20 protein-coding genes are annotated in these 22,592 nt (G+C 71.5%); 6 read left to right on the forward strand and 14 right to left on the reverse strand.

Annotated elements, in window-relative coordinates:
- Nucleotides 1-305: 305 nt before the first annotated feature.
- Nucleotides 306-503 (reverse strand): hypothetical protein, encoded by a 198-nt coding sequence (locus tag HHL10_RS15375; protein ID WP_169161271.1) that lies wholly within the window; start codon nucleotides 501-503, stop codon nucleotides 306-308.
- A 410-nt stretch (nucleotides 504-913) separates the two neighbouring features.
- Between HHL10_RS15375 and HHL10_RS15380 the strand changes: the two genes are divergently transcribed.
- Entirely contained in the window at nucleotides 914-1,483 is a 570-nt protein-coding gene (locus tag HHL10_RS15380) for a hypothetical protein (protein ID WP_169161272.1), read from the forward strand.
- A gap of 30 nt (nucleotides 1,484-1,513) precedes the next feature.
- Here HHL10_RS15380 and HHL10_RS15385 read toward each other — a convergent pair whose 3' ends face one another.
- The gene (locus HHL10_RS15385) at nucleotides 1,514-2,461 is read right to left on the reverse strand and encodes a LysR family transcriptional regulator (RefSeq protein ID WP_169161273.1); all 948 of its coding nucleotides are present in this window, start codon (nucleotides 2,459-2,461) and stop codon (nucleotides 1,514-1,516) included.
- Between the two features lie 173 nt (nucleotides 2,462-2,634).
- On the opposite strand from HHL10_RS15385, the gene HHL10_RS15390 reads away from it, so the two are divergent.
- From HHL10_RS15390 to HHL10_RS15400, 3 genes are all read left to right on the forward strand, one after another.
- Nucleotides 2,635-4,164, forward strand: a complete 1,530-nt coding sequence (locus HHL10_RS15390; RefSeq protein WP_169161274.1) for an NADH-quinone oxidoreductase subunit L — start codon at nucleotides 2,635-2,637, stop codon at nucleotides 4,162-4,164.
- Nucleotides 4,164-6,629, forward strand: a complete 2,466-nt coding sequence (locus tag HHL10_RS15395) for a YbcC family protein (RefSeq protein ID WP_169161275.1) — start codon at nucleotides 4,164-4,166, stop codon at nucleotides 6,627-6,629. The genes HHL10_RS15390 and HHL10_RS15395 overlap by 1 nt, the downstream gene beginning before the upstream one ends.
- Before the next feature lie 231 nt (nucleotides 6,630-6,860).
- Nucleotides 6,861-7,541: a hypothetical protein gene (locus tag HHL10_RS15400; protein ID WP_169161276.1), complete on the forward strand. Its 681-nt coding sequence runs from the start codon at nucleotides 6,861-6,863 to the stop codon at nucleotides 7,539-7,541.
- Between the two features lie 18 nt (nucleotides 7,542-7,559).
- Here HHL10_RS15400 and HHL10_RS15405 read toward each other — a convergent pair whose 3' ends face one another.
- From HHL10_RS15405 to HHL10_RS15420, 4 genes are all read right to left on the reverse strand, one after another.
- The gene (locus HHL10_RS15405) at nucleotides 7,560-7,859 is read right to left on the reverse strand and encodes a hypothetical protein (RefSeq protein ID WP_169161277.1); all 300 of its coding nucleotides are present in this window, start codon (nucleotides 7,857-7,859) and stop codon (nucleotides 7,560-7,562) included.
- 89 nt (nucleotides 7,860-7,948) lie between these two features.
- On the reverse strand, nucleotides 7,949-8,176 hold the full coding sequence (locus HHL10_RS15410; RefSeq protein WP_169161278.1) for a hypothetical protein: 228 nt from the start codon (nucleotides 8,174-8,176) through the stop codon (nucleotides 7,949-7,951).
- A gap of 33 nt (nucleotides 8,177-8,209) precedes the next feature.
- Nucleotides 8,210-8,752 carry an aspartate carbamoyltransferase gene (locus HHL10_RS15415; protein ID WP_169161279.1) on the reverse strand — a complete coding sequence of 181 codons (543 nt, stop codon included), beginning with the start codon at nucleotides 8,750-8,752 and terminating at the stop codon, nucleotides 8,210-8,212.
- A gap of 108 nt (nucleotides 8,753-8,860) precedes the next feature.
- Nucleotides 8,861-9,238 (reverse strand): cupin domain-containing protein, encoded by a 378-nt coding sequence (locus HHL10_RS15420; RefSeq protein WP_169161280.1) that lies wholly within the window; start codon nucleotides 9,236-9,238, stop codon nucleotides 8,861-8,863.
- A 147-nt stretch (nucleotides 9,239-9,385) separates the two neighbouring features.
- On the opposite strand from HHL10_RS15420, the gene HHL10_RS15425 reads away from it, so the two are divergent.
- On the forward strand, nucleotides 9,386-10,297 hold the full coding sequence (locus tag HHL10_RS15425) for a LysR family transcriptional regulator (RefSeq protein WP_169161281.1): 912 nt from the start codon (nucleotides 9,386-9,388) through the stop codon (nucleotides 10,295-10,297).
- Nucleotides 10,298-10,516: 219 nt separating this feature from the next.
- Here HHL10_RS15425 and HHL10_RS15430 read toward each other — a convergent pair whose 3' ends face one another.
- The 3 genes from HHL10_RS15430 to tssF all read right to left on the reverse strand — a co-directional run bounded on the left by HHL10_RS15430 (nucleotide 10,517) and on the right by tssF (nucleotide 13,462).
- Nucleotides 10,517-10,756 carry a hypothetical protein gene (locus HHL10_RS15430; protein ID WP_169161282.1) on the reverse strand — a complete coding sequence of 80 codons (240 nt, stop codon included), beginning with the start codon at nucleotides 10,754-10,756 and terminating at the stop codon, nucleotides 10,517-10,519.
- A gap of 34 nt (nucleotides 10,757-10,790) precedes the next feature.
- A complete protein-coding gene (locus HHL10_RS15435; RefSeq protein WP_169161283.1) occupies nucleotides 10,791-11,420 on the reverse strand; it encodes a nucleoside/nucleotide kinase family protein in 630 nt (209 codons plus the stop codon).
- A gap of 209 nt (nucleotides 11,421-11,629) precedes the next feature.
- Nucleotides 11,630-13,462, reverse strand: a complete 1,833-nt coding sequence (gene tssF, locus HHL10_RS15440; protein WP_169161284.1) for a type VI secretion system baseplate subunit TssF — start codon at nucleotides 13,460-13,462, stop codon at nucleotides 11,630-11,632.
- Between the two features lie 417 nt (nucleotides 13,463-13,879).
- Here tssF and HHL10_RS15445 point away from each other — a divergent pair, with 417 nt between their 5' ends.
- Nucleotides 13,880-16,486: a type VI secretion system Vgr family protein gene (locus HHL10_RS15445; RefSeq protein WP_169161285.1), complete on the forward strand. Its 2,607-nt coding sequence runs from the start codon at nucleotides 13,880-13,882 to the stop codon at nucleotides 16,484-16,486.
- A 165-nt stretch (nucleotides 16,487-16,651) separates the two neighbouring features.
- On the opposite strand, the gene HHL10_RS15450 is transcribed toward HHL10_RS15445, so the two are convergent.
- From HHL10_RS15450 to HHL10_RS15470, 5 genes are all read right to left on the reverse strand, one after another.
- A complete protein-coding gene (locus HHL10_RS15450; protein ID WP_169161286.1) occupies nucleotides 16,652-18,049 on the reverse strand; it encodes a hypothetical protein in 1,398 nt (465 codons plus the stop codon).
- Nucleotides 18,050-18,064: 15 nt separating this feature from the next.
- On the reverse strand, nucleotides 18,065-18,331 hold the full coding sequence (locus HHL10_RS15455; RefSeq protein ID WP_169161287.1) for a PAAR domain-containing protein: 267 nt from the start codon (nucleotides 18,329-18,331) through the stop codon (nucleotides 18,065-18,067).
- A 203-nt stretch (nucleotides 18,332-18,534) separates the two neighbouring features.
- Entirely contained in the window at nucleotides 18,535-19,632 is a 1,098-nt protein-coding gene (locus tag HHL10_RS15460; protein WP_169161288.1) for a porin, read from the reverse strand.
- Nucleotides 19,633-19,714: 82 nt separating this feature from the next.
- Nucleotides 19,715-20,578, reverse strand: coding sequence for an amidohydrolase family protein (locus HHL10_RS15465; protein ID WP_169161289.1), 864 nt, complete (start codon nucleotides 20,576-20,578; stop codon nucleotides 19,715-19,717).
- A gap of 54 nt (nucleotides 20,579-20,632) precedes the next feature.
- The gene (locus tag HHL10_RS15470) at nucleotides 20,633-22,354 is read right to left on the reverse strand and encodes a tannase/feruloyl esterase family alpha/beta hydrolase (protein ID WP_169161290.1); all 1,722 of its coding nucleotides are present in this window, start codon (nucleotides 22,352-22,354) and stop codon (nucleotides 20,633-20,635) included.
- Nucleotides 22,355-22,592 lie beyond the last annotated feature (238 nt).

Genomic DNA, 22,592 nt, shown 5'->3' on the forward strand with positions numbered 1-22,592 from the left:
TTCGCGCATGCTCATCGTGATCGTCGCTCCATCCGTCGCCATGGCCGTGCCCCCAGCAGTGCCCAGGGCTGGGACAGTGCGACATCTCTACTTGGCTGGAATGCGACATTACTAATTGGCGCCTACATCGCTAAAACGCACCAATCGGGATTATGTGAAATTACGGGGTGCCAACGATTTGTCTGGAACACAGGGACCCAGCCGATCAATCGTGTCTTGAACGCGTACGGCCCTGCGCCGGGCACACCGCCGATCGGCACAGCAGCCGTGACAAGCCGTCTTGTCGATCGACGCTCAGTGAGCGCTCAATGCGTTTCGCTGCGGCGCCACAACGCGCAGGGCTGGCCGGCCGTGTAGCGCTCGCGCAGGGCAAAGATCTCGTGCCGGGCCTGGGCCAGCGTGACCTCGCCGCGGGCGGCGCGGCGTTCCAAGTCGGCCATGGCCTTTTCGTATTCCGGGTGGGGGCCACCGAAGCAGCCGGTGGAGGTCAAGGTCGTATCCATCACGTGAGCCAAGAGTTATGGAAAGGCCTGGGCCATGCACCAGACAACAAACACCTTCGAAACCAATTTGCGAAGGCGCCACGGCACTGAATGGAAGCAAGCAGCGTTCCAAGCAGCAAAGCCTTGATGCTAGGCGCCAAGGCCTTTGCTGTCGCGGCGGTTTTTCCTGACTTGACGGCAGATAAGTGCAGAAGATGTCACGGCGGGCGTCGTGGTGTTGGGTATGCAAGAAGCGGACGACGGCCAAGCGGAACGCTCACCGGTTGACCCACAGGGGCCGCCTCTAGTCCAGCCCCGCGACATCGGCGCTCACCCTTGGCAGCTTCACGGAGCTGTACATTCATCCATGAGTCGTACCCCATCCAGCCATGCCGGTTCTCAAGAAGCTGCCTCCCCGTCTCAAGCAATGCGTGTACGAGTTGTTCCAGTTGCGGGCGACGCTGTGTCGCCTGGAGGAGCAACTGTCCCAGGCCCGCGAGCTCGTCCGCGCCTGTGACGCCGTCCCGAAAAACGAACGGGCTCCGGTGCAGCAGCACCTGGACGACGCGCTCAGCCATTGGCGCAGCCTGGTGAATGCGCGGGGCGAAGCGGCACAAGCCCTGGCGCAGGCGCACTTCGGCAAGCTGGGCTTGGCCCGCGGCGCGGTGGTGACGCTCACCTACCCGATCTACGGCTTGCGCCTGGACGCGGCTTTCGACGAGGAGCGCCTGCCGCGGCGGCTGGCCCAGGCCACGCTGAAGGTCGAAGGTTTCACGGTCGAGCATGTGCGCAGCAAGACACAGGTGGTGCTGGGCCTCAGCGGCCGGCTGCTCCAGGACGGCAAGGCCACCCAGACCAGCGCCGCCTTCTGCCTGCATCCCGGCTGCGAGGTCGAGATCCTCAAGCCGGCTCCCCAGCGCGAGCCCGCGGAGGCTGTGGGCAAGGAAACGGCCGCAGCGAGTGACAAGCCGAAAGTCCCGATGCCCGCCTCCACGGGCTGAGTTCGCAGCGTCGCGCTGCGCCGGCGTCGCCTATGTGCCCGCGCCGCGCCGGGATCTCACCGCCGCCGCTGCGGGCGTTGTTGCGGGTGTCAGCACCTGGACCTGCGGCCGTTTGAGCAGGCTCTTGAGCAGCGGCGGCTCGAAATGGCGCTGCACGGTGATGCCGTAGAAGGACTCCTGGAGCTGCGGCACCACGGCGTATTCCACCAGCACGCCCGCGCGCAGCTCGTCCTGCACCACCACGCTGGGCAGCAGCGCGACGCTGTCGGAGTCGCGCGCCAGCAGGCGCAGCAGCGCCATGTCGTCCACCTCCGCGCGCAGCCGGTAGCGGATGCCCTGCTGCTCGCACAGCAGGTCGAAGCCGGCGCGGATGTCGCTGTCGCGCCCGGGCAGCAGCAGCGGCACCTCGGCCAGGTCCTGCGGATAGCGGAACGCCGCGCGCCCGCGGCGCGGCCGTCCCACCAGGCTCACCGGCTGGCGCGCGATGCGCCGGCAACGCCAGGCGTCCTCCGCCGTGGCAGACACCAGGCGGTTGGACAGGATCAGGTCCAGCTTGTGCACGCGCAGCCGCTCCAGCAACTCGGCCAGGCTGCCCGACTGCAATACGAGTTCCACGTCCTCACGCTCCAGCAGGGGCCGCAGGAAGTTTTCCTGGAAGTTGCGTGACAGCGTGGACACCGCGCCCAGCCGCAGCACCTGCCGCTCCTGCCGGCGCCCGTCGCGCAGCAGCGCCATCAGCTCGCTGCCTGACGCAAAGATGGATTCAGCGTAGGACAGCGCCAGGCGCCCTGCTTCGGTCAGCGTCAGCGTGCGCCCGCTGCGCTCGAACAGCGGCTGTCCAAGCTGCTCCTCCAGCCGCTTGATCTGCGTGGACAGGGCCGACTGCGAGACATGCAGCGCGTTGGCCGTGCGCGTGAGGTTGCCTTCCTTGGCCACGGCCCAGAAGTAATGCAGGTGATGGAAGTTCAGGCGCTGCATGAAGGTTGAACGTTCTCTTTTGGTGAACGAAATACCAAGAACAATGAATTTTACGAATTGACTCCCAGGCGGCACAGTGACGGCACATCAGCAATGCCGTTTTCAGGAGGAGTTCAATGCCTTGGTGGTCACCATTCGACATCGCCCCATGGCCCGCTTGGCAGGCCCTGCTGGTGTCCCTGCCCGTGCTGGCCTTGGCGCTGGGCGCACTGGTGGCCTCGGCCTGCCGCGTCCCCGCGCGGGCCTGGCATGTGGCCCGGCTCGGCAGCGGGACGGCATTGGGGGCCGCGCTGCTGTCGCTCCTCGCGCTGGCCGTTCTGGGCGGCGGCGCGGGCTACGGCGTGCGCGCCGATGCCGGCGGTGCCCTGGTGGCCCTGCTGGTGAGCTTCATCGGCTGGGTCATCGTGCGTTACGCGCAGCCCTACCTGGCGGGCGAGCGCCGCGAGCAGGAGGCCGTGCGCGGGCTGCTGGCCACGCTGGCGTGCGCGCTGGCAGTGGTGGTGGCGGACCATCTGCTGGTGCTGGCCCTGGCCTGGGCTGGCTGCGGCATGGCGCTGCAGCGGCTGCTCACTTTCTACGACGAGCGCCCGGCGGCACTGCGCGCCGCGCGCAAGCATTTCGTCTACGCCCGCGTGGCCGATGCCTGCATGGCATTGGCACTCGCGCTGCTGGCGCTGTCCCTGGGCACCTGGCAGATCGGCGAGCTGCTGGCGCGGGCCACGCCGGGCGCGCTGCCGGCCGCGGCGCAGGCCGCCATGGTGCTGGTGGCACTGGCCGCGGTGCTGCGCTGCGCGCAGCTGCCCTTCCACGGCTGGCTGATCCAGGTGATGGAGGCGCCCACGCCCGTGTCGGCGCTGCTGCATGCCGGCGTGGTCAACCTGGGCGGTTTCGTGCTTATCCGCCTGGCCCCGCTGCTGGCCGAGTCGCCCGCGGCGCTGGTGCTGCTGGCGGCGGCCGGCACGCTCACCTCCGTCGTGGCCGCGCTGGTGATGAGCACGCGCATCAGCATCAAGGTGACGCTGGCCTGGTCCACCTGCGCCCAGATGGGCTTCATGCTGCTGCAGTGTGGCCTGGGGCTGTGGCAGATGGCGCTGCTGCACCTGGTGGCGCATTCGCTCTACAAGGCGCATGCTTTCCTCAGCGCCGGCGGCGTGGTGCGCGACTCGCTGCTGCGGCGCCTGGGTGCACCCGCGTCCGCCGGCGCCGGGTCGATGGCACTGGGCGCGCTGCTGGGCCTTGCCATGACGGCCGCGGCGGCCCTGACGCTGGGCCTGCAAGCCCACGCCTCGCCGGCACTGTGGATGATGGGCACGATCGTGGCCCTGGCCCTGACGCCCTTGTTGCAGCCGCAACCGCTGTCGGGTTGGCGCTGGATGGCATCCGCCGCCGCGGCCTTCGGCCTCGCCCTGGCCTACTTCACGCTGCACCACCTGCTGGGCGCCTGGGTGTCCGTGCCGGCGCCGACGGCACTGCCGCTGTGGGCGGGCGCGGCGGCGGCTTTCGTTCTGCTCTTTGCCCTGCAGGGCGCGTTGGTGGTGGCGCCTCGAAGTGCCCTGGCCCGGCGCCTGTACCCCTGGTTCTACGGCGGGCTGTTCCTGGATGAAAGCCTGGGCCGGCTGCGGTCGCTGCACCCGGCCCACTCGGGGCGATCCGGGCGCCGGCCGGCGCTGGCCCTGCAACCCGCTGCCCTCGGAGGCCGCTGATGGATGCCGCCGCTTCGCAGCACCTGCTGCAACAGGCCGACGCCCTCGCCCGCCATGTGGCGACCGCCTGCGGCCGTATCGCGCCGAGCTGGCCGCTGGACCAGTTCATCGCCGTCAATCCGTACCAGGGCTGGACGCGGCATCCGGTGGCCCGGGCCGCGGCCGAGCTGGGCGCGCTGTGCGGCACCCGCCTGACCATGCCGCGGGACTGGTACCGCGCGCAGTGGGACGCGGGACGCCTGCGCCGCGAGCACCTGCGGGCCGCGGTCGAGCGCGGTGATGGCGGCCTGGACGTCGAGGAACTGCTGCAGGCGCTGCATGCGCCCTGCCTGGACATCCGGCACCTGCCGCTGCTCACCGACCTGTGCGACGCCCTGCATCCTCAAGCGCCGCTGCCCTGGTCGGAACTGGTGACGCACCAGGTCAGCCAGCATTGCGCCGCGTTCTTCGACCGGTCGCAGGCGCGGTGGCGCCTGGCGACGGACGAGGACCTGTACGGCAGTTGGCGCCGCCAGCTGGCCGAGGATCGGGGCATCCCCTGGCGCCGCGGCAGGCGCTGGGCCGTGGCGCGGCTGGCCGCCCTGTCGGCCGATGCGTTGACCCTCATTGGCGATGCGCTGGCGGCGCTGCGCGTGCCCGACGCCGGCCAGGCCGCCTACCTCAGCGCCCTGCTGCTGAGCCTCAACGGCTGGGCCGCCTGGTGCGCGTACCTGCGCTGGCAGGCCCGCCTGCGCGGCAGCGACGACACGCACCTGCAGCAGCTGCTGGCCGTGCGCCTGGCCTGGGAATGGCTGCTGCGCGAGGACCAGCTGCAGCCGCACGACAGCGCCGAATGGGCCGCGGCTTGGGCCCGCATTGACCACCATGTCGCGCGGCTGGCTGCCGAGCAGCGCATCGACTGGCGGCTGCAGGAAGCGATGGAGATCGCCTACCAGCAGCCCTTGTGTGAAGGCCTGCTGACTGCGCCGGAGCCAGTGGGCGGCCCGGTGGCGGTGCAAGCGGTGTTCTGCATCGACGTGCGCTCCGAGGTGTTCCGGCGCGCCTTCGAGTCGCTGAGCCCGGGGCTGCAGACGCGCGGATTTGCCGGTTTCTTCGGCCTGCCCATCGCGTATGCGCCGGTGGGCAGTGAAATGGTGCGACTGCAACTGCCCGGGCTGCTGGCGCCGGTGCACACCGTCAGCGAGGACGCCGAGGCGCCGTCCCTGGCTCGGGCCTGGCGGCAGCGGCGCCAGGCCGTGCTGCGCTGGCGCCAGCGCTGGGCCGAGCTGCGCGGCGCGCCCGGCTCGGGTTTCAGCTTCGTGGAGTCCTGCGGGCTGCTGTATGGCGCCAAGCTGCTGGCCAACAGTTTGCCGGCCACCACGCCGCCGCGACGCTGGCAGGACGCCGGCCTGCCGCGCGAGGCCCAGGGTCGCCGGCCGCGCCTGGCGCTGGTGGACAGCGATCCCGCAGCTGCGGCCCGGCTCGGCGCCAAGGTACTCAAGGCCATGGGGCTGACGCGGGACTTCGCGCCGCTGGTGCTGCTGGTCGGCCATGGCAGCCAGAGCGCCAACAACGCGCATGCGGCCGGCCTGGACTGCGGCGCCTGCGGCGGGCAAAGCGGCGAGGTCAACGCCCGGGTGCTGGCGGACCTGCTCAATGCCGGCGCCGTGCGCGAGGCGCTGCGCGAACAGCATGGCCTGCACATTCCGGACGGCACGCATTTCCTGCCGGCGCTGCACAACACCACCACCGACGATGTGCAGCTGTTCGACACCGATGTGCTGCCATCGCGGCGGCAAGACGAGCTGCAGGCCCTGCGCTCCTGGCTGGCGCAGGCCGGCCACCGGGCGCGGGCCGAGCGCGCCGCCGCGCTGGGCTTGCAAGCGCTGGCGCGGGAGCCCGAGGCCTTGGCCCGGGCCGTGCGCCGCCGTGCCAACGACTGGGCGCAGCTGCGGCCGGAATGGGGGCTGGCCAACAACGCCGCGTTCATCATCGCGCCGCGTGTGCGCAGCCGGCATCTGCGGCTCGATGGGCGCTGCTTCCTGCACGACTACGACGAGCGTGAGGACGAGGACGGCAGCACGCTGGAGCTGATCATGACCGCGCCCATGGTGGTCACGAACTGGATCAACCTGCAGTACCACGCCTCCACGGTGGACAACCTGCGCTTCGGCAGTGGCAACAAGACGCTGCACAACGTGGTGGGTGGGCACATCGGCGTGTTCGAGGGCAACGGCGGCGACCTGCGCATCGGGCTGCCGCTGCAGAGCCTGCATGACGGCCAGGACTGGCGCCACCAGCCGCTGCGTTTGAGCGTGTTCATCGAGGCGCCGTGCGAGCGCATCGACGCCATCCTGGCCCGCCATGCCCAGGTGCGCGACCTGGTCCACCACGGCTGGCTCCACCTGCTGCGCATCGATGGCGAGGCGCGCCGGGTGGAGCAACTGCGGGACGAGCAATGGCGCACCGTCCACGCGGCGCACTGACACCCGGCCCGTCCGCCCCATCGAGGCCGACAGGCCGGTGGTGCTCTGCAGCATCGGCAAGGCCTCCACCGTCCTGCTGCATGTGTTGACGAAGGCCATTCCCCGGCGCCGCCTCGATGCAGCGCAAGAAGCGGGAAGGCTATTTCCGGGACGGCCGCGCGGCGCGGAGCTGGCGCACGCCGCCGGGTATCCTGCGCGCCTTTGAAGATCCGGACCGCAGCAGGAGCGCCGATGAGCAAAGTGGGAACGTTGGGAAGATCGAAGGCGGCCAAGTTCTGGGCCGCCGTCCAGGGCCGTGCCGCGGAGCTGCTGGCCATCGCGCAGAGCCTGGACAGTGAGCAGACCCGTGAGCGCGCCACGCAGCAGCTCTATGACATCGCGCCGCAGCTTGGCAAGGCGGCGCAGCCCTTCAACCGCTTTCTGGGCGTGGAGTTCAACCCCGTGTCGCCGCCCGAGGGCAGCCGGCTGGAGATCATCATCACCTGCGACGGCAACGGCGCCGGCATGCAGGCGGTGCAGGACCTGGTGGCGCTGGCGCCCGCGCTGCCCAAGGGGCTGAGCGTGCGGGCCTTCCGGCCGCCGCTGCCGCAGGAGGTGATCGAGGCCTCCGAGGTGGAAATTGGCGGCAAGAAGGTGCGGCTGGCCGACCTGCGTTACGTGGCCACGCCCAGCGCGACGCAAGCCGGCCGCTTCGATCTGCAGGCCTACGTACCTTGGCAGGCCGTCACGCCGCAGGACATCAACGCGCCGGGCTCGGTGGTTGCGATGCTGGCGCTGGGGCACGGCATCGGCGAGGAGCGGCTGCTGACGCGCGTGGGCGAGCTGCGCATCGAGCTGACCTTCCAGCCGGCCACGCAGGGCCTGCGCAGCTGGGAGCTGTGCCCGGTGCTGGACCAGCGCCAGCCGGCTTGAGGCGGAGGCGCCGCGCGCTCAGCGGCGCAGCCGGTAATTGCGCGTGAGCGGACGGCCGTCGTGGCCGCGGCAGCGCTCGTTGCGCGGCTCCCAGCCGAGCTCGCCCAGGAGCTCGAACACCCGCACGGCCTCGACCAGGCGGGTGGTTTCCACCACGTGCATCAGCGCGCCCTGCGCGTCCTCGATGCCGATGCGCATAACTTGGGCCGTGGGGTCCGACGGCGGCTGCTGCCGCTGCAGGGCGCCCAGGCGGCGGCGCAATTCGGAGCAGGCGGGTGATACGGCGCCCTCGGGCGCCAGGTCAGTCAGGGTGTGCATGGGCACGGTGCGGTGGTGAAGCTGCGCAGCTCCAATGCAAGCCCGATGCCCGGTTGGATCGGGTTTGTAAGGGCGTTCCCGCGAACCGGTCAGCGCCCGGTGTCGTCCCGCTCCAAGTCCAGCGGCAGCGCCGGCCAGGACATCAGCTCCAGCAGCAGGCGCGTCCACGCGTTGGTGAAATCCCAGGCCAGGGTCCAGGGCAGGCCCATCGGCATCCCGTACCAGAGCGGCAGTGTTTCCACAGTCAGCGGCGCGGGCCAGGACGGACCCTCTTCCCCAACTTCCATGAGCAGCACCAGGGCCAGCTTCTTGCGCATGACGGGTCTCCTTGGGTGAGCGGCTGGCCCGGGCTAGTGGCCGCCGGCGGGCATGGGGTGATGGTGCGCGTGGTCGTGATCGTGGGCGTGGCCGGCTTGGGCGTCGGGGCCATGGTCGGACAGTTGCGCCTCGAACCATTGATGCAGCGCCGCCACCAGGGCCGGGTCCGCGCTCTGGTAGCGCAGCTCGGCGCCGCCGGGCACGTCCTGGTAGGCAATGAGCAGCTGGCCCGGCGCGGCTTGGCGCAGCGTGGCCAGGCCGGGCATGTCCTGGCCGTGGATGTGCGTCGGCCCGGAGAAATCGCCGCGCAGGAAGCGGCTGCGAAGGTCCTGCAGGTGCTCGCGCACGAGGCGGACCTGGGCTTGGTCGCCGGGATCGCGCGCCGCCACGCGCTGCACGCCGCCCTGGTCGAGCTTGGTGAAGACGTGGACCGTGGCGCGCAGGTCGAAGGGCATGACCTCCACGCCGCGCCTGGCGACATCGGCGATGCGCGCGCTGTCGGCGTTCTGCGCCGTGACAGGCAGCGTGGTAGCAGCGATGAGCCCCAGCACCAGGGCCGTCCGGATTCGAAGCATGGTTTCCTCCTCAAGCGGGTGGGCCGTCTCGCGCCGCGGGGCGTGCGCGGCAGGCCGGGCCGGGAGTGTGCAACAGCCCGTCGGTGATCCGGCCGCCCGCCGGTCGGCTCAGCTGCGCCAGGGCAGCGCGATCTCCTGCCCGTCGGGCCATTGCGTGTCCACCGGCGTGGCGGCGAAGACAGCCAGCAGCTCCAGCGGCTCGGTGCCGGTGTTGACGAGTTGGTGCATGCGCCGGCGCGGCAGCACCACGGTGGTGTCCGGGCCGAAGGCGTGCACCGCGCCATCGATGTGCGCCTCGCCGTGGCCGGCCAGGCAGAACACGACCTCGTCGCAGCCATGGCCGTGCGGCGGCGTGGCCGCGCCGGGCGCCAGCGACTGGCGCCATACCGAGAGCTGCTGCAGGCCCTCGTCGCGGCCGGCCCAGGTGGCGTGGGCGATGCCGGGCAGGCCGGTGGGTTGAGGTTGCGGCTGGGCGAGGACGGTCATGGCGGTCTCCTGAAGGTGATGCGTGGAACTCAGGTCAGGTCCGTGGCGCCTCGGACGTCAGGCAGTGTGGAACGCCGCCGATCCCTGCGGAAGACAGGGCAGCGCCGCAACAGCGAGGATGTTTTGTCCTCAATCGGGAGCGGCTCCATGCACGGACTGCAGCAATACGTGGCCTTTGCCGAAACCGCGCGCCATGGCAGCTTCGCCGCGGCGGCGCGCGCGCTGGGCACGGTGCCCTCGACCCTGGCCAAGGCCGTGGCGCGGCTGGAGACCGAGTTGGGCGTGCGGCTGTTCCACCGCACCACGCGGCAGGTGACGCTCACGCCCGACGGCGAGCGGCTGTACGCGCATTGCCAGCGCCTGCTGGCCGAGGTGGAGGAACTGCAGGCGCAAGCCGCCGGTACGCGCAGCGAGCCCTCAGGCACGCTGCGCGTGGACCTGCCGATCTTCTACGGCAAGCATGTCGTGATGCCGGTGCTGGCCCGGCTGGTGCAGCGGCATCCCGCCCTGCGCCTGGACGTGCGGCTGCATGACGCCTACGTGGACCTGGTGCAGGAAGGCATCGACCTGGCGGTGCGCGTGGGCCGGCTCGATGACTCCTCGCTGGTGGCGCGGCGCATCGACCAGCAGCGGCTGGTGCTGTGCGCCAGTCCCGCCTACCTGGCGGCGCGGGGCGCACCGTCCGACGCGGCGGCGCTGGCCGCCCACGCCGCCATCGCCTTCCGCATGCCCAGCAGCGGGCGGCATCGGCCCTGGCAGTTCCTGGACAACGGGCAGGCGGTCGAGATGCCCCCGCCCAACGTCGTGGCGCGCATCAACGACGGCGAAGGCATGGTGGAAGCGGCGCGGCTGGGCCTGGGGCTGTGCCAGGTGCCGGACTACATGGCGGCCGCGGCGCTGGCGCGCGGCGACCTGGTGGAGCTGCTGCCCGGCTGCCGGCCCGAGCCGCTGCCCATCAGCGTGGTCGTGCCCGGCGGCAAGCTGCTGCCGGCGCGCGTGCGCGTGGCCGTGGACGCGCTCAGCGCCGCGAGGGCAGAGCCGCCAGCCCAGACAGGCTGATGCGGTTCCCGGGCCCCCGCCAGCGGGCCCGTCTTTCGCCGCTACAACATACACGCTGCTTCATTGGCAAAGAGCTCTCCGAGTTGCCCCTTTCTTTGGCTGCGGGCGCGGCCCTTGTTTGAGGTTGAGGAAGGGGGGAAAGGTAGAAGGAGCCGCAGGTGTATCTGGAGGGATGTTTTGGGGGAGAACTGTATGTGTGTGAATCGTGTATGTTGTTAATCAGCGTTGGCTGCGTCCCTTGCGGGCATCGACCTCGGCCAGCTGCGCCTTGAGCAGCAGAAACAGCACGCGTGCCGTCTCGATGCTCATGCTCAGCGTGGTGCCGGGCTCGCCGGCCGCGTCGTCCGCGTCACGGCTGGCGCGCAGGGGCTGGACGTCGGCCTTGACGCGGGCGTTGATCAACCCGTGGCCGTTGCTCATCCGGGTGATCTGCTGCAGTTCGATGGAGTAGGTCTTCATCCCGGCAGCGTAGCCCAGGCCGCGCGGCCCCTGATCACGACCAGCGCAGCCACCAGCTCGCCCGCTCCCGCGTGGCGGCGATGAGCCGGGCGTTGGGCTCGTCAGTGGCTTGGACCCATTCACGCGCCGCTTCCGGGCTGCGCCCGTGGGCCTCATGCCGGCGCGTCAGCCACGCCGTGCGCCGCGCGTCATCGACCTCCAGGTACCAGACCTCGTCCAGCAGCGCCGGCACCTCGCGCCAGTGCGGCTGGTCCAGCAGCAGGTAGTTGCCCTCGGTGATGACCAGCGGCAGCGCCGGCGGCACGGCGATGGCGCCCGCCACCGGCTCCTCGATCTCGCGCCGGAACGCCGGTGCGTACACCGTCTCCCCCGCCACCGGCTGGCGCAGGCGCCGCAGCAGCGCCACGTAGCCGGCGCTGTCGAAGGTGTCCGGTGCGCCCTTGCGGCCGGCCTTGCCCAGCCGCTCCAGCTCGGCCTGGGCCAGGTGAAAGCCGTCCATCGGCACCACCTGCGCCTGACCGCCCAACGCCGCGGCCAGAGCCTGCGCCAACGTGGACTTGCCCGCACCCGGCGCCCCGACGATGCCCAGCAGGCGCCGTCCCCCGCCTGCCAGCAGCGCCCGAGCCCGCTCCAGCGCCTGCGCCGGCAACTCGACCTGCTTCATGAACTTGACTCCTTGGCTCCATGGCGCCGCGCGGCCTCCAGTCCGGGCCCCGCGGCGAAGCGCTCAGCGTAGCGGAGCCGCCGGCCGGCCCCGCTCATCTGCCCATTTTTGTGGCAGCCCCGACTTCAGCGTGAGGAATCAAGCACTTGCGCCACCCGCGCGCAGCCCTCCCACAGAGTTGTCCACAGCGGCGGGGGGTAACCCCGGCCTCAGAGCAGCGGCACGCTGCCTTCGCGCCGCGGGCAGGCCACCAGCACCTCGCCGCTGTGCGCCGACACCAGCCGCAGCTGCGTGAAGCTGTTGGTGTGGGCCCACAGGTCGAAGAAGCGCGACAGCACCTCGGCGAACAGGTGAAGCCCGCGGCCGGCGAAATGCTCCTCGCGCACGCTCAGGCGGATCTCCGTGCCGCGCACGATGTGCGGGCCCCGCGGCGTGGTGACGCAGGCTTGCGCCGCCCGGTGCTCGATCGCCGTCAGCCCCTCCAGCAGCCGCTCCGTGTCCTGGCTGCGCGGCAGGTCGTACAGGCGCAACAGCTCCTTCAGGGCCTCCAGCCCGCGGCCCGACAGCCATAGCGGGTTGGGCCGCAAGTGGGAGATCAGGGTCCACAGCCCGCCCTGGGCCAGCGCGAAGCGCCGCGAGGGCGTGGGCGGGCGCAGCAGGCGGATGTGGTTCCAGTGCCCGCCGCTGCCGCAGCCCAGGTCGCCATCGGCATGGCCAACGGGCATGCGGCTGGCGAAGTCGGCGTTGGTGACGCGCAGCCGCAGCGCCAGCGCGTCCGCCTGCAGCGGCACCGGGGCCATGGCGGCATTGACCAGGCTCAGCTCCATCTCGTGGCCGGGCCGCCCCGACGCGCGCAGCGTGTCGCGACGCGCCATCCAGTACAGCACGCCGCTGGACGCCGCCTCGTGCCGCAGCCCCGCGAAGGGCAGCAGCGGCGGCGCGCCCGGGGCCTGCTCGCCCTGGGCCCGCCACGCCACCTCGTCGATGGCAAAGACCTCGTGCCAGGCCGCCTGGTGGGCATCGGCCAGCACGGTGCAGCGGCCGGGCCCATGCCCCGCCACGGCGGCGCTGCCCTCCTTCGTGAACAGGTTGACCACGGGCGTGCAGCCCGGCACGAAATGGCGCGCCTGCACCTGCTCCAGCAGCCGCGCCTCGTTGCTGCCGCCCTTGGGGCCGGCCAGCGCGTAGTGCAGCACCAGCGTGCGCACGCCGCCGCGCCGCGCCGCCGCGGGCAACGGCAGCTCGATGAAGTTGAACTTCTCGGGAAACACGAAGTACTCGGCCAGCAGCCGCCGCGACGCCGGCCAGCGCAGGTCCACGCCCAGCAGCGCCTCGCCGTCGTCCAGCCCGCCCTGCAGCGGCACCGCGCCGGCCTGCAAGGTCCAGGGCCCGTGCTCCCCGGCCTGGACCAGCGTGGCCAGCACCTGCGTGCTCAGCGTCTCGCGCAGCAGGTTCACCAGCGGCGCCTCGCCGTCCAGGAACAGCCGGATGCGCTCCACCCCGAGCCGATCCCAGCCCGCCGTTTCCGACAGCAGTTCCAGCCGGATCGACAGCAGCGCCGACGCCTGCCGTGGCAGCGCCGTGCCACCCGGCGCGGCGCCGCGAAAGCTGGCCTCGGCCACGCGCAGCGGCAACAGCTGCAGCGGCGCGGTGGTGGTGAAGCTGCAGGGCACGCCGTAGTGCAGCGGGTTGGTGTGCAGTACCCGTCCTGCCGGCAGCACCTCGGCGCCGCTGGCCTGGGCGGCGCAGCCCGCGTTGTCGAAGCACGCGATGGAACAGCCCGGGTACGGCCGCAGCAGCTGCGGACACACCTGCTCCAGCCACTGGTGCGTGAAGCGCGGGTAATCGTCGTCCAGGCGCTGGTGCACGCGCGACGCCAGCAGCGCGAAGGACTGCATCAGCCGCTGCACGTGCGGGTCCTGCAGCAGGTCGCCGCTGGCCGAGAAGCGCCCGGCCACCTGCGGATGGCGCCGCGCGAACTCCTCGGCCTGCTGCTGCAGCAAGGACAGCTCGCGCTCGTAATAAGGCAGCAATTCCTCCATCACCGACCCTCCACCGTGAATTCATGCTTTTCGCGCCGCCGCGGGCACCGCACGCCGATCCGGTCTGAAATGCCTTGAGCCCGACTTTTGTCCAGCACCCGAATTTCAGGAATGGCCCATTCCGCAAGCAGCAATCATTTCCACCCAAAAGCTGCCTTCGTTACAAATGGGGCTATCACGCATAGGCCACCAACGCCAGCCCGGCGTACCGTTCCGCCCGGCATGACCGGTAATTGAGGGCCCTGTCGCAGTGCTGGCATAAGTCAAGGAAGACGGAGCGCAGCCTGCTTTTGTTACATCCTGGCGAACCCGCGGCCCACCGGGCCGGGAAGGCCTGAATTTCAGGAAAACAGCCCACCAAGTGCGGCCGATTCCCTTGAAACGGCTGCCCGATATTTCCAGCACCGGGAGAACAGCATGCGCGCAAGCCTTGGGAAATACGCCGCCGGGATATTGAGAAGCGCCGTGCTGCCCGAGTGGCCGGACGACGAGCTGCGGCTGCTGCGCATCGAGGCCGAGCCTGCCCTGGCGGCGGCGCTGGTGCCGCTGCGCGCGCGGCTGCGCGAGGCCGTCAACGCGCCCTTCGAGCTGGCGCTGGAAGCGCTGGCCGGCGTCGCGCTGCCCGGGCTGCCGGAGCTCATCGGCACGCCCCTGGCATTGCGGTTGAAGCTGGCCGACGGCCGCCATGCGCCCTGGCACGGCCACGTGGCGCAGGCGCGCTGGCTGGCGCCGGCGGCGGGGCGGCGGCGCTGCCGCCTGGTGCTGCGGCCCTGGCTGAGCTGGCTCGGCCTGCGCCAGGACAGCTACCTGTTCCAGGACCAGACGGCGCTGCAGATCGTGCAGGAGGTGTTCGCCGACTACCCCGCCGCGCGCTGGCGCCTGGCCTGCGCGCCGGCCACGCTGCAGGCGCTGCGCGTGCGCGAGCACTGCATGCAGTACCGGGAAAGCGATTTCGACTTCGTCACCCGGCTGCTGGCGCAGGAGGGGCTGCACTGGTACTTCGAGCAGGCCGAGGACGAGGCCGGCGCCGCGCAGCACCGGCTCGTCATCGCCGATGCCCTCGACCCGGGCCGCGACCTGGGCTCGATTCCCTTCGCCGCGCAGCACCCCACCGCCTTCCGGCCCGGCCTGGAGGACCCGGTGACGGATTTCATGACGGGGCGCCAGGCCGTTTCCAACGCCGTCGCGCTGGGCAGCTGGGACCCGGCCCAGCTTGCCGGCCCGGGCGCCGCGCGGGACAGCCGCCAGGCGTTGGGCACGCTGCCCCGGCTGGAGCGCTACGCCAGCGGTGGCGAGCGCTGCTTTGCCGATGCCGCGGCCGCCGGGCGTGCCGCCGGCCGGGCGCTGTCGGCCCTGGAACTCGATGCCCGGCGCTTCACCGGGCTCAGCGGCGTGCGGCGGCTGGGCGCGGGCATGCGCTTCACGCTGGTGGGCCACCCCGTCCACGGGCCGGACGCCCGCTGCACCGTGCTGGCGGTGGAGCACCGCGCCGCCAACAACCTGGGGGCCGCCGCGCGCGGCTTGGACCTGCCGGAAATGGACGGCGGTGCCTACCGCAACCGCTTCGAGGCCGTGCCGGCGGACGCGCCGCTGGTGCCGCCCGCGCCCGGCCGACCCACCGCACTGGCCTCGTTGAGCGCGCACGTGGTCGGCCAGCGCGGCGCGGCGCTGGGCAGCGACCGCGACCACCGGGTGAAGGTGCAGTTCCATTTCCAGCGCGGACGCGCGCCCAACCCCGGCGGGCTGCCCCATGCCGGCGGCGCGGACACCGAGGGCCATGCCCCGGGCGACCTGGGCAACGGCACTTGGCTGCGCGTGGCCTCGCCCGCCGCCGGTGCCGGCTGGGGGACGGTCCACACCCCGCGCGTCGGCAGCGAGGTGTGCGTGCAGTTCCTGGACGGCGACATCGACCGCCCCGTCGTCGCCGGCGGCCTCTACCACGGTGCCGAAGCGCCGCCCTTCGCGGCCGGCCACGACTCCGGCGTCAACCACCCCGGCGTGCTCTCGGGCCTGCAGCGCCGGCGCATCGACGGCGCCGGCCTGAACCAGTGGGTGCTGGACGACAGCAGCGGCCAGCTGCGCATGCGGCTGCATGCCGACTACGCCCACAGCGAGTTCGCACTGGGCCACCTGATCCGGCAGGATCTGCACGGCGCATGGCGCGGGGCCTGGCGCGGCGCGGGCATCGAGGGCTGCACCCAGGGCTGGGCCACGCTGCGCGCGGCGCAGGGCCTGCTGCTCAGCACCCACGCGCGCCCGGGCAGCGACGGCAGCGCGCAGGGCCCGCAACTGGACGCCACCGAGGCGCTGGCACAGTTGCGCGCCGCGCGCGAGCTCGGCCAGAGCCTGGGCGCCGCCGCGCGCGCCGTGCAGGCGCCGGGGCCGGTGAGCCCGCAGGACGGCCAGGCGCTGCCGAGCCTCATCGCCGCCCTGGACCCGCGGCAGCAAGGCCGCCATCCCGAGCGCGTCAACGGTCAGGCGGCGCGCCAGCCCGGGGCGGACGGGCGCCGTCCGGGCCCGGCGCCGGTACCCGCCTTCGCCGAGCCGGTGGCGCTGCTCGATGCCGCCGCCGCCGCGCTGCTGGCCAGCGAGGCCAGCGTCCACGCCTGGGCCGGCGCTGTCCTGGGTGCCACGGCGCAGGGCGACGTCCAGTTCAGCGCCGCGGGCTGCTGGGCCCAGGCCGTGGGCGGCACGGCCGGCCTGTACGCGCACCAGGGCGGATTGCAGGCCAAGGCGGCCAACGGAGCGCTGTCGCTGCGCGCCCACACCGACGCGCTGTGCGTGCTGGCCGACCAGGCACTGACAGTCACCTCCACCGGCGAGGAAATCCGCATCGCCGCGCAGCAGCGCGTGCGCTTCGTCGGCGGCGACTCGGCCGTGACGCTGGACGGCACCGACATCAAGGTCGCCACACCTGGGACGTTCAAGGTGCGGGGGGCGACGCACGATTTTTTGGGAGCGGCGAGCCGATCCGCCGAAATGCCGCTTCTGCCGCAGGCGCGTGCCGAAGGGCCGCCGCGCTGAAATCCGATTTATGGAAAGCCGCCAAGGCGTCGGTGGAAGCCGGTGTCTACAAACCCAATGAATTCCTGGACCGGCCTGAGGTTTGCAAGGTGCTGGTGGCCTGGATACGTCAACGTTCCCTGAACGCGTCCCACACCGGGAAGGCAAGCGGGTATCCATCGTGAATCAAGCGGTGGGGCTTTCGGGGCTGCCCACCACTGCCACCACCGCCCACCCCTCCTGCTCCAGCCCCAGCGCGAGCCCCGCTTTCCCTTCCTCCCCGCATGGCCCGGCCGCCGTCGCCAGCGCCAGCAGTGCCCCGGCCGTGCCGGTGTGGCCGCAGGCCGTGCCCAGCAGCACCACGTCTTCCACCGGGTCCAGATGCGGCAGCAGCGCCGCCACCAGGGCCTGCAACTCGGAGGCCGCTTCGCCATGGCGCGCGGCGTCCCCGGCGACCAAGCCCACCGCCGCCGGCTCCAGTCCCGCCCGTTGCAAGGCCTGCTTCAGCAGCGCCAGCAGGGCCGGGTCCGGTCCGCGCGCCAGCCGCCGCAACGGCGGGGTACGGGGCGCCAGCTCCACGGCCTGCAACACCAGGGCCTGTGCCGGTGCGTCGCCTTCCGCCGGCGGCCAGGACCGAGTTGCCAGCAGCAGCGCCGCGGCAGCCTCGCCCGGCATCACACCCCGGAACCGGGCCGGCATCGAGAACAGCCGCCCCGACTGCTCCAGCCGCTGCAGCGCCGCGTCGTCCAGGTCACTGTGAGCGGCCAGCAGCAACACCAGGTCGTCCCGGTCCTCGCGGCGCAGGGTCTGCAGCAGCCGCTGCGCCGCGTCCAGCAGCTCGGCGCCGCTCGCCTGCGGCGCCTGGCCTTGCCACGCCGAGGCCGGCACGGCGTCGCCGGCCGCGTTCCGCAGCCGCCGCGCCAACCAGGCCTGCGCTGCCTTGCGTTCGGCCTCATTCCAGTCCACCGGCCAGCCCGCCAGAACATGAATGCGGCGCCGCGCTTGGCCGCGTACCAGGCCGAAACGATCGCTCCAGCCCTGCAGCCGCTGTCCGGCTTGCTCCAGCACCGGCACCAGCGCCGCCAGCGCGCGCAGCACGGCGGGCGAGGCCTCTGTTCCCAAGGCCGCCTCCACCGCGCCCACGTCCAGCGTGGCGATGCGGGCGCACAGCACCGGCAGGCCGTCCAGATCCCGCAGCTCGGCATCGGGTACGGGCCGCGGCTGGCCGGTGGCCAGGGCCTCGCGCAGGGTGCCCACCTCCGCGCCCGCCGGGGTCTGCACCCAGGCACCCAGCAGCGGCCAAACCGTGGGCGCCTCGGGCCCCACCGCCGGAGCGGGGGTGGCTGCGGCGGCGGCTTCGCGGGCGTGGGCCTCCTCGCGCGCCAGCCTCGCCGCCGCACCCCGCAGCGCCCCGCGCAGGGCCAGCACGAAAGCGAACAGCAGCAGCGGCAGCGCCACCAGCTCGCGCAGCGCGTCGGCGGTGCTGGCCTCGTACCGGGTGGCCCACCAACGCCACAGCACCACCAGCCAGATCGCGCTGGCCAGCGCCAGCAACAACAGCAGGTTCTTCAGCAAGGTCGCCATGCCAGGGTGCCCGGCTCAGTCCAGCGTCACGCCTTGGGACGACAGCAGCGTCGCGCCGCAAGCCGTCTTGTGGCCATGGCAGGCGGCGGGCTGGCCGTCGATCACCAGGCTCGGGTCGCCCTCGACGATGACCGTCACGCCGCCATGCCCCTTGCGCGGGCAGCTCACCTGGTCACCCACCCGCGCGATGGCCTGGCCATGCGTGTCGGTGCTCGGCGTGCCGGAGAGCACCGTGCCGCCATGGTCCGTCCTGTCGCCCACCACGATCAAAGGCCTGGACATCGCTGTTCCTCCCCACAGTTGCCAATGCAAGGAGGCTGCATCAAAACGTTTCAAACCTCGATCCGGGCGAAGCCCGAGAGACAGAGCGCCCGGCGCGGCACCACGCAGGCTCAGCTTGACGGCCGCCCGCAGGCGATGGCGCATGAAAAAATGCCCGCTGCCGGGCGGGCAGCGGGCGTTTGGCTTGAAGCGGGTTGCAGGCGTCAGAAGGCGTGGCGCATGCCCACGGCCAAGCCGGTCTGGGAGCCGCCGGCGGCGGGATTGCCGCCGGGCGAGCCGCCGCTGGCCGAGAGGTTGAGCCGGCCGTCGTTGTCGATGCGCCCGGCCGTGACGTAGGCGGCCGTGCGCTTGGACAGCGCGTAGGTGCCGCGCAGCGACAGCAGCGTCGCCTGCTCGGGCTGGCCGCGGTAGTCCAGCTTGGCGATCTGCGCCTCCAGCGAAAGCGCCGGCGTGATGGCGTAGGCCGCCTCCACGTAGCCCAGGTTGCTGCGCCGGCCCACGGCGGTGGTGCTCTCGTTGTCGCGGCGAATCCAGCCCGCGCCCACCTTCCAGGCGCCGAGCTTGGCGTAGGCGGTGAGGAACAGGCGCTCGTCGCTGAGGTCGCTGGCGCCCAGGCCGGCCGCGGCGCCGGCGCCGCCGCGCTGGCGGTCCCAGGCAAAGGCGGCGCCCCAGGCGGCGGTGTCGTACTTGAGCATGGCCGAGGCGGCGCGGCAGGCCTGGGCGTCGGTGGCGCTCTCGCCGCCGCAGGCCGCGCCCGCCGGCGCGGCGGCCACGTCACGGCCCAGGCTGTAGTTGGCGCCGGCGCTGAAGGCGCCCCAGCGGCCCTGCCAGGCGATGGCGTTGTCGAAGCGCGCCTGCGGGATGTACGGGTCCAGCGAGCCCACGCCGTAGATGTTGGGGCCGAAGATGCCCGCGTCCAGCATCGACAGGTAATAGAAGCTGTACTGCCGGCCGAAGGTGAGCTGGCCCCAGCTGTTGCTGGCCAGGCCGACGTAGGCCTGGCGCCCGAACAGCCGCCCGCCCTGGTTCAGCCCGCCGGTGTCGGGGCTGAAGCCCGACTCCAGCGTGAACACCGCGCGCAGCCCGTCGCCCAGGTCCTCGCTGCCGCGCAGGCCCCAGCGCGAGGGCAGCGTGCCGGTGATGTTGGGCATGCGCGTGAGTGAGCCGCCCGTGGGCGCCACGTGGTTGAGCCGCTCCACGGCCACGTCGATCAGGCCGTAGAGCTGCACGTTGGTGGCGGGCGCCTGCGCCTGCGCGGCACCGGCGGCAGCCAGCACGCTGGCGATAAGGGTCTTCTTCATGTCTCCTCTTTCTCTCTCGTTGTGTGTGTCGTTGCAGTGAGGCACGGGCCAGCGGTTGCCCGTGCAACGGGGTGTGGCACGCTCAGCGCAGGCGCAGCAGCCGCGCGGCGTTGTCCTTGAAGATCAGCGGCTTGACCTCGGGCTTGAAGCCGGCCTCGTCAAAATCCTTCATCCAGCGCTCGGGGCTGATGAGCGGGTAGTCGCTGCCGAAGAGCATGCGGTCCTTGAGCAGCGAGTTGGCGTACTGCACCAGTTGCTGCGGGAAGTACTTGGGGCTCCAGCCGGAGAGGTCGATCCAGATGTTGGGCTTGTGCAGCGCCAGCGACAGCGCCTCGTCCTGCCAGGGCCAGCTCGGGTGCGCGATGACGATCTCGATGTCGGGCCAGTCGATGGCCACCTCCTCCAGCAGCATCGGGTTCGAGTTGGCCACCTTGAGGCCGCCGCCGCAGCGCATGCCGCTGCCGATGCCCGAATGCCCGCTGTGGAAGATGGCCGGCAGCTTGTACTCGGCGATGACGTCGTAGATGGGCCAGGCCATCCGGTCGTAGGGCAGGAAGTCCTGCACCGTCGGGTGGAACTTGAAACCCTTGACGCCTTCCTCCTCGATCAGGCGCCGGGCCTCGCGCGCGCCCATTTTCCCCTTGTGCGGGTCGATGCTGGCGAAGCAGATCATCATGTCCGCGTTGTCGCGCGCGGCCTGGGCGATCTCCTCGTTGGGGATGCGGCGGCGGCCGAGCTTGGCCTCGGCATCGACCGTGAACATCACCAGGCCGATGTCGCGCTCGCGGTAGTAGGCGACGGTCTCGGCGATGGTGGGGCGCTTGCCGTTCTTGAAGTACTTGTCGGCCGCGCGGTCGTACTCCTCGCCGTAGTTGTCGAAGGGGTTCCAGCACGACACCTCGGCGTGGGTGTGGATGTCGATGGCGATGAGCTTGTCGAGGTCCATGGAAGGCTCCTGGAGGAGACACGGCCCGCCCGCGGCGCGCCGTGTGTGGGGTGGTTACTGGCAGCTGAAGCTCTGGTCCGACTCCAGGCTGCCGCTGCCCTTGTAGCGTGCCACTTGCGGATACGGGCACAGCGGCCGGGTGCGGTTCGGGGCCCAGTCGGCCGGCACGTCGGCATTCACGCCGCCGGCATTGCCCGTGCCGCGGGCCGAGGCCACCACCGCCTGCGGCGCCTGGCCCTGCTCCACCCACTTCACCAGCGGCGCGAGCATGTCGAACTGGTCCGTGGCCGGGCCGCCCGAGCAGTGGCCCATGCCGGGCACGCGGTAGAGCTTGGCGAAGCTGGAGGCGTCGCCGCCGTTGGCGGCGCGCAGCCCGTCGTACCAGGCCTGGGTGTCGTTGACGGAGAAGATCGGGTCGCTGACGCCGTGGTAGACCAGCATCTTGGCGCCGCGGTTCTTGAGCGTGCCCAGCTCGGTCGGGTTCGGCGGCGTCATGAAGCCCATGGCCGACTCGGTGTAGACGCCGCTGGTGGCGTTGATGGCGGCCACCAGGGTGTCGATCGGCGTGTTGAGGGCGAAGGCCGGAGCGTCGTAGCCGACCGGGTTTTGCGGCGGCGACATGAAGATGAAGGGCACGCTGCCGGCGTCGCGGTCCACCGAGATCGAGGCGTTGAACTCCCAGGCCGCGATGCCGCTGCCGCTGATGCCCGCATCCCACGGGAAGCTGGCGTACACCGGCGCGCCGGCGCTGGTCCGGGGCCCGGCCATGATCGCGGCGATCACGCCCTTCTGCGCCGCGCTCAGGCAGCTGCCGTCGCGCCCTCCCGTGCAGGTGGGCACGTCGGTGGCGATGTTGAACGTGGCCTGGCAGGCGCCGGTGTCCTGCACCAGGCTGTCGCGGGCGCCGTCGAGCGCATCGCACTTGGCCAGCACCGCGCGGCTCACCAGCCTGCGCTCGTCGGCGTTGAAGGCGGTTTCCAGCCCGGCCGCCGTGGTGACGTCGCCGGTGGCCACGGTCGCATAGCGCTGCGCGCCCCAGATGTTGGCGACGGCCGCCTTGGGCAGGTTGAAGCCCGGCGCACCGGCCAGGATGCCGTCGTACTGGTCGGCATAGCGCGTGGCGGCGATGAAGGCATGCCGGCCGCCGTTGGAGCAGCCGCCGAAGTAGGAGCGGTCGGGCGCCTTGCCGTAGGCGCGGCGGATCGTTTCCTTGGCCATGGGCGTGAGCTTGCCCACCGCCTGGTAGCCGTAGTCCAGACGGGCCTGCGGGTCGAGGCCGAAATAGGGGCCGTCGGCCTGGGCATGGCCCGCGTCCGAACTGATCACGGCGAAGCCCTGCTGCAGCGCGCCGGTCAGCGGCCCGCCGCCCAGCGCGCCCCGGGCCGGCTGCACCATGCCGTCGATGCCGCCATTGCCCTGGTGATAGAAGCGGCCGTTCCAGGCCTTGGGCAGGCGCATCTCGAAGCCGATGGCGTAGGTGTTGCCATCCACCGCGCTGGTGCGCTCGAACATCCTGCCCTTCACCAGGCAGTGCTCGGCCACGGGCTGGCCGCCCTGCATCAGCTTGCCGGCCGCCTCGGTCGTGACGGATTCGATGCGGGTGTCGGCCTGCCCGGCCAGCTTGGCCGCCAGGGCCTCGCACGTACCGCCGAGCGATGCCGGCGTGGCCGCGGCCAGCCGGGGCGGGGCGTCATCGCCGCCGCCGCAGGCCGCCAGCGACAGCAGGGCCAGGGCGCCCACGCCCAGGGACAGAGAAGGTGCGGATGTGAAACGCATGAACGGGGAACTCCTGAACTTCCGGTACGACTGCATGCCGCCCGGCGCTTCCCCGAGGGCGGTCCGGTGGCGGCATGTGCTTAATCTTATTAATCGTTTTTGATGTTCAGGATCGGGATTCCCCTGATACGGTCTAAAAACATTGTGCTTTATCTCTGCAATATTCGGGTAAACACGGTGCTTCAACTTGGTTCACGTGCTTAACATGATTAAGCATCAACGCACCCTTCCCCGCACC

Source organism: Azohydromonas caseinilytica (genome assembly GCF_012927045.1).
GTDB lineage: Bacteria > Pseudomonadota > Gammaproteobacteria > Burkholderiales > Burkholderiaceae_C > Azohydromonas > Azohydromonas caseinilytica.

Coding starts and splice junctions, on each gene's coding strand:
- HHL10_RS15375 (WP_169161271.1), bottom strand. CDS start 503: ATGGATACGACCTTGACCTCCACCGGCTGCTTCGGTGGCCCCCACCCG.
- HHL10_RS15385 (WP_169161273.1), bottom strand. CDS start 2,461: ATGCAGCGCCTGAACTTCCATCACCTGCATTACTTCTGGGCCGTGGCC.
- HHL10_RS15395 (WP_169161275.1), top strand. CDS start 4,164: ATGGATGCCGCCGCTTCGCAGCACCTGCTGCAACAGGCCGACGCCCTC.
- HHL10_RS15400 (WP_169161276.1), top strand. CDS start 6,861: ATGAGCAAAGTGGGAACGTTGGGAAGATCGAAGGCGGCCAAGTTCTGG.
- HHL10_RS15405 (WP_169161277.1), bottom strand. CDS start 7,859: ATGCACACCCTGACTGACCTGGCGCCCGAGGGCGCCGTATCACCCGCC.
- HHL10_RS15410 (WP_169161278.1), bottom strand. CDS start 8,176: ATGCGCAAGAAGCTGGCCCTGGTGCTGCTCATGGAAGTTGGGGAAGAG.
- HHL10_RS15415 (WP_169161279.1), bottom strand. CDS start 8,752: ATGCTTCGAATCCGGACGGCCCTGGTGCTGGGGCTCATCGCTGCTACC.
- HHL10_RS15420 (WP_169161280.1), bottom strand. CDS start 9,238: ATGACCGTCCTCGCCCAGCCGCAACCTCAACCCACCGGCCTGCCCGGC.
- HHL10_RS15425 (WP_169161281.1), top strand. CDS start 9,386: ATGCACGGACTGCAGCAATACGTGGCCTTTGCCGAAACCGCGCGCCAT.
- HHL10_RS15430 (WP_169161282.1), bottom strand. CDS start 10,756: ATGAAGACCTACTCCATCGAACTGCAGCAGATCACCCGGATGAGCAAC.
- HHL10_RS15435 (WP_169161283.1), bottom strand. CDS start 11,420: ATGAAGCAGGTCGAGTTGCCGGCGCAGGCGCTGGAGCGGGCTCGGGCG.
- tssF (WP_169161284.1), bottom strand. CDS start 13,462: ATGGAGGAATTGCTGCCTTATTACGAGCGCGAGCTGTCCTTGCTGCAG.
- HHL10_RS15445 (WP_169161285.1), top strand. CDS start 13,880: ATGCGCGCAAGCCTTGGGAAATACGCCGCCGGGATATTGAGAAGCGCC.
- HHL10_RS15450 (WP_169161286.1), bottom strand. CDS start 18,049: ATGGCGACCTTGCTGAAGAACCTGCTGTTGTTGCTGGCGCTGGCCAGC.
- HHL10_RS15455 (WP_169161287.1), bottom strand. CDS start 18,331: ATGTCCAGGCCTTTGATCGTGGTGGGCGACAGGACGGACCATGGCGGC.
- HHL10_RS15460 (WP_169161288.1), bottom strand. CDS start 19,632: ATGAAGAAGACCCTTATCGCCAGCGTGCTGGCTGCCGCCGGTGCCGCG.
- HHL10_RS15465 (WP_169161289.1), bottom strand. CDS start 20,578: ATGGACCTCGACAAGCTCATCGCCATCGACATCCACACCCACGCCGAG.
- HHL10_RS15470 (WP_169161290.1), bottom strand. CDS start 22,354: ATGCGTTTCACATCCGCACCTTCTCTGTCCCTGGGCGTGGGCGCCCTG.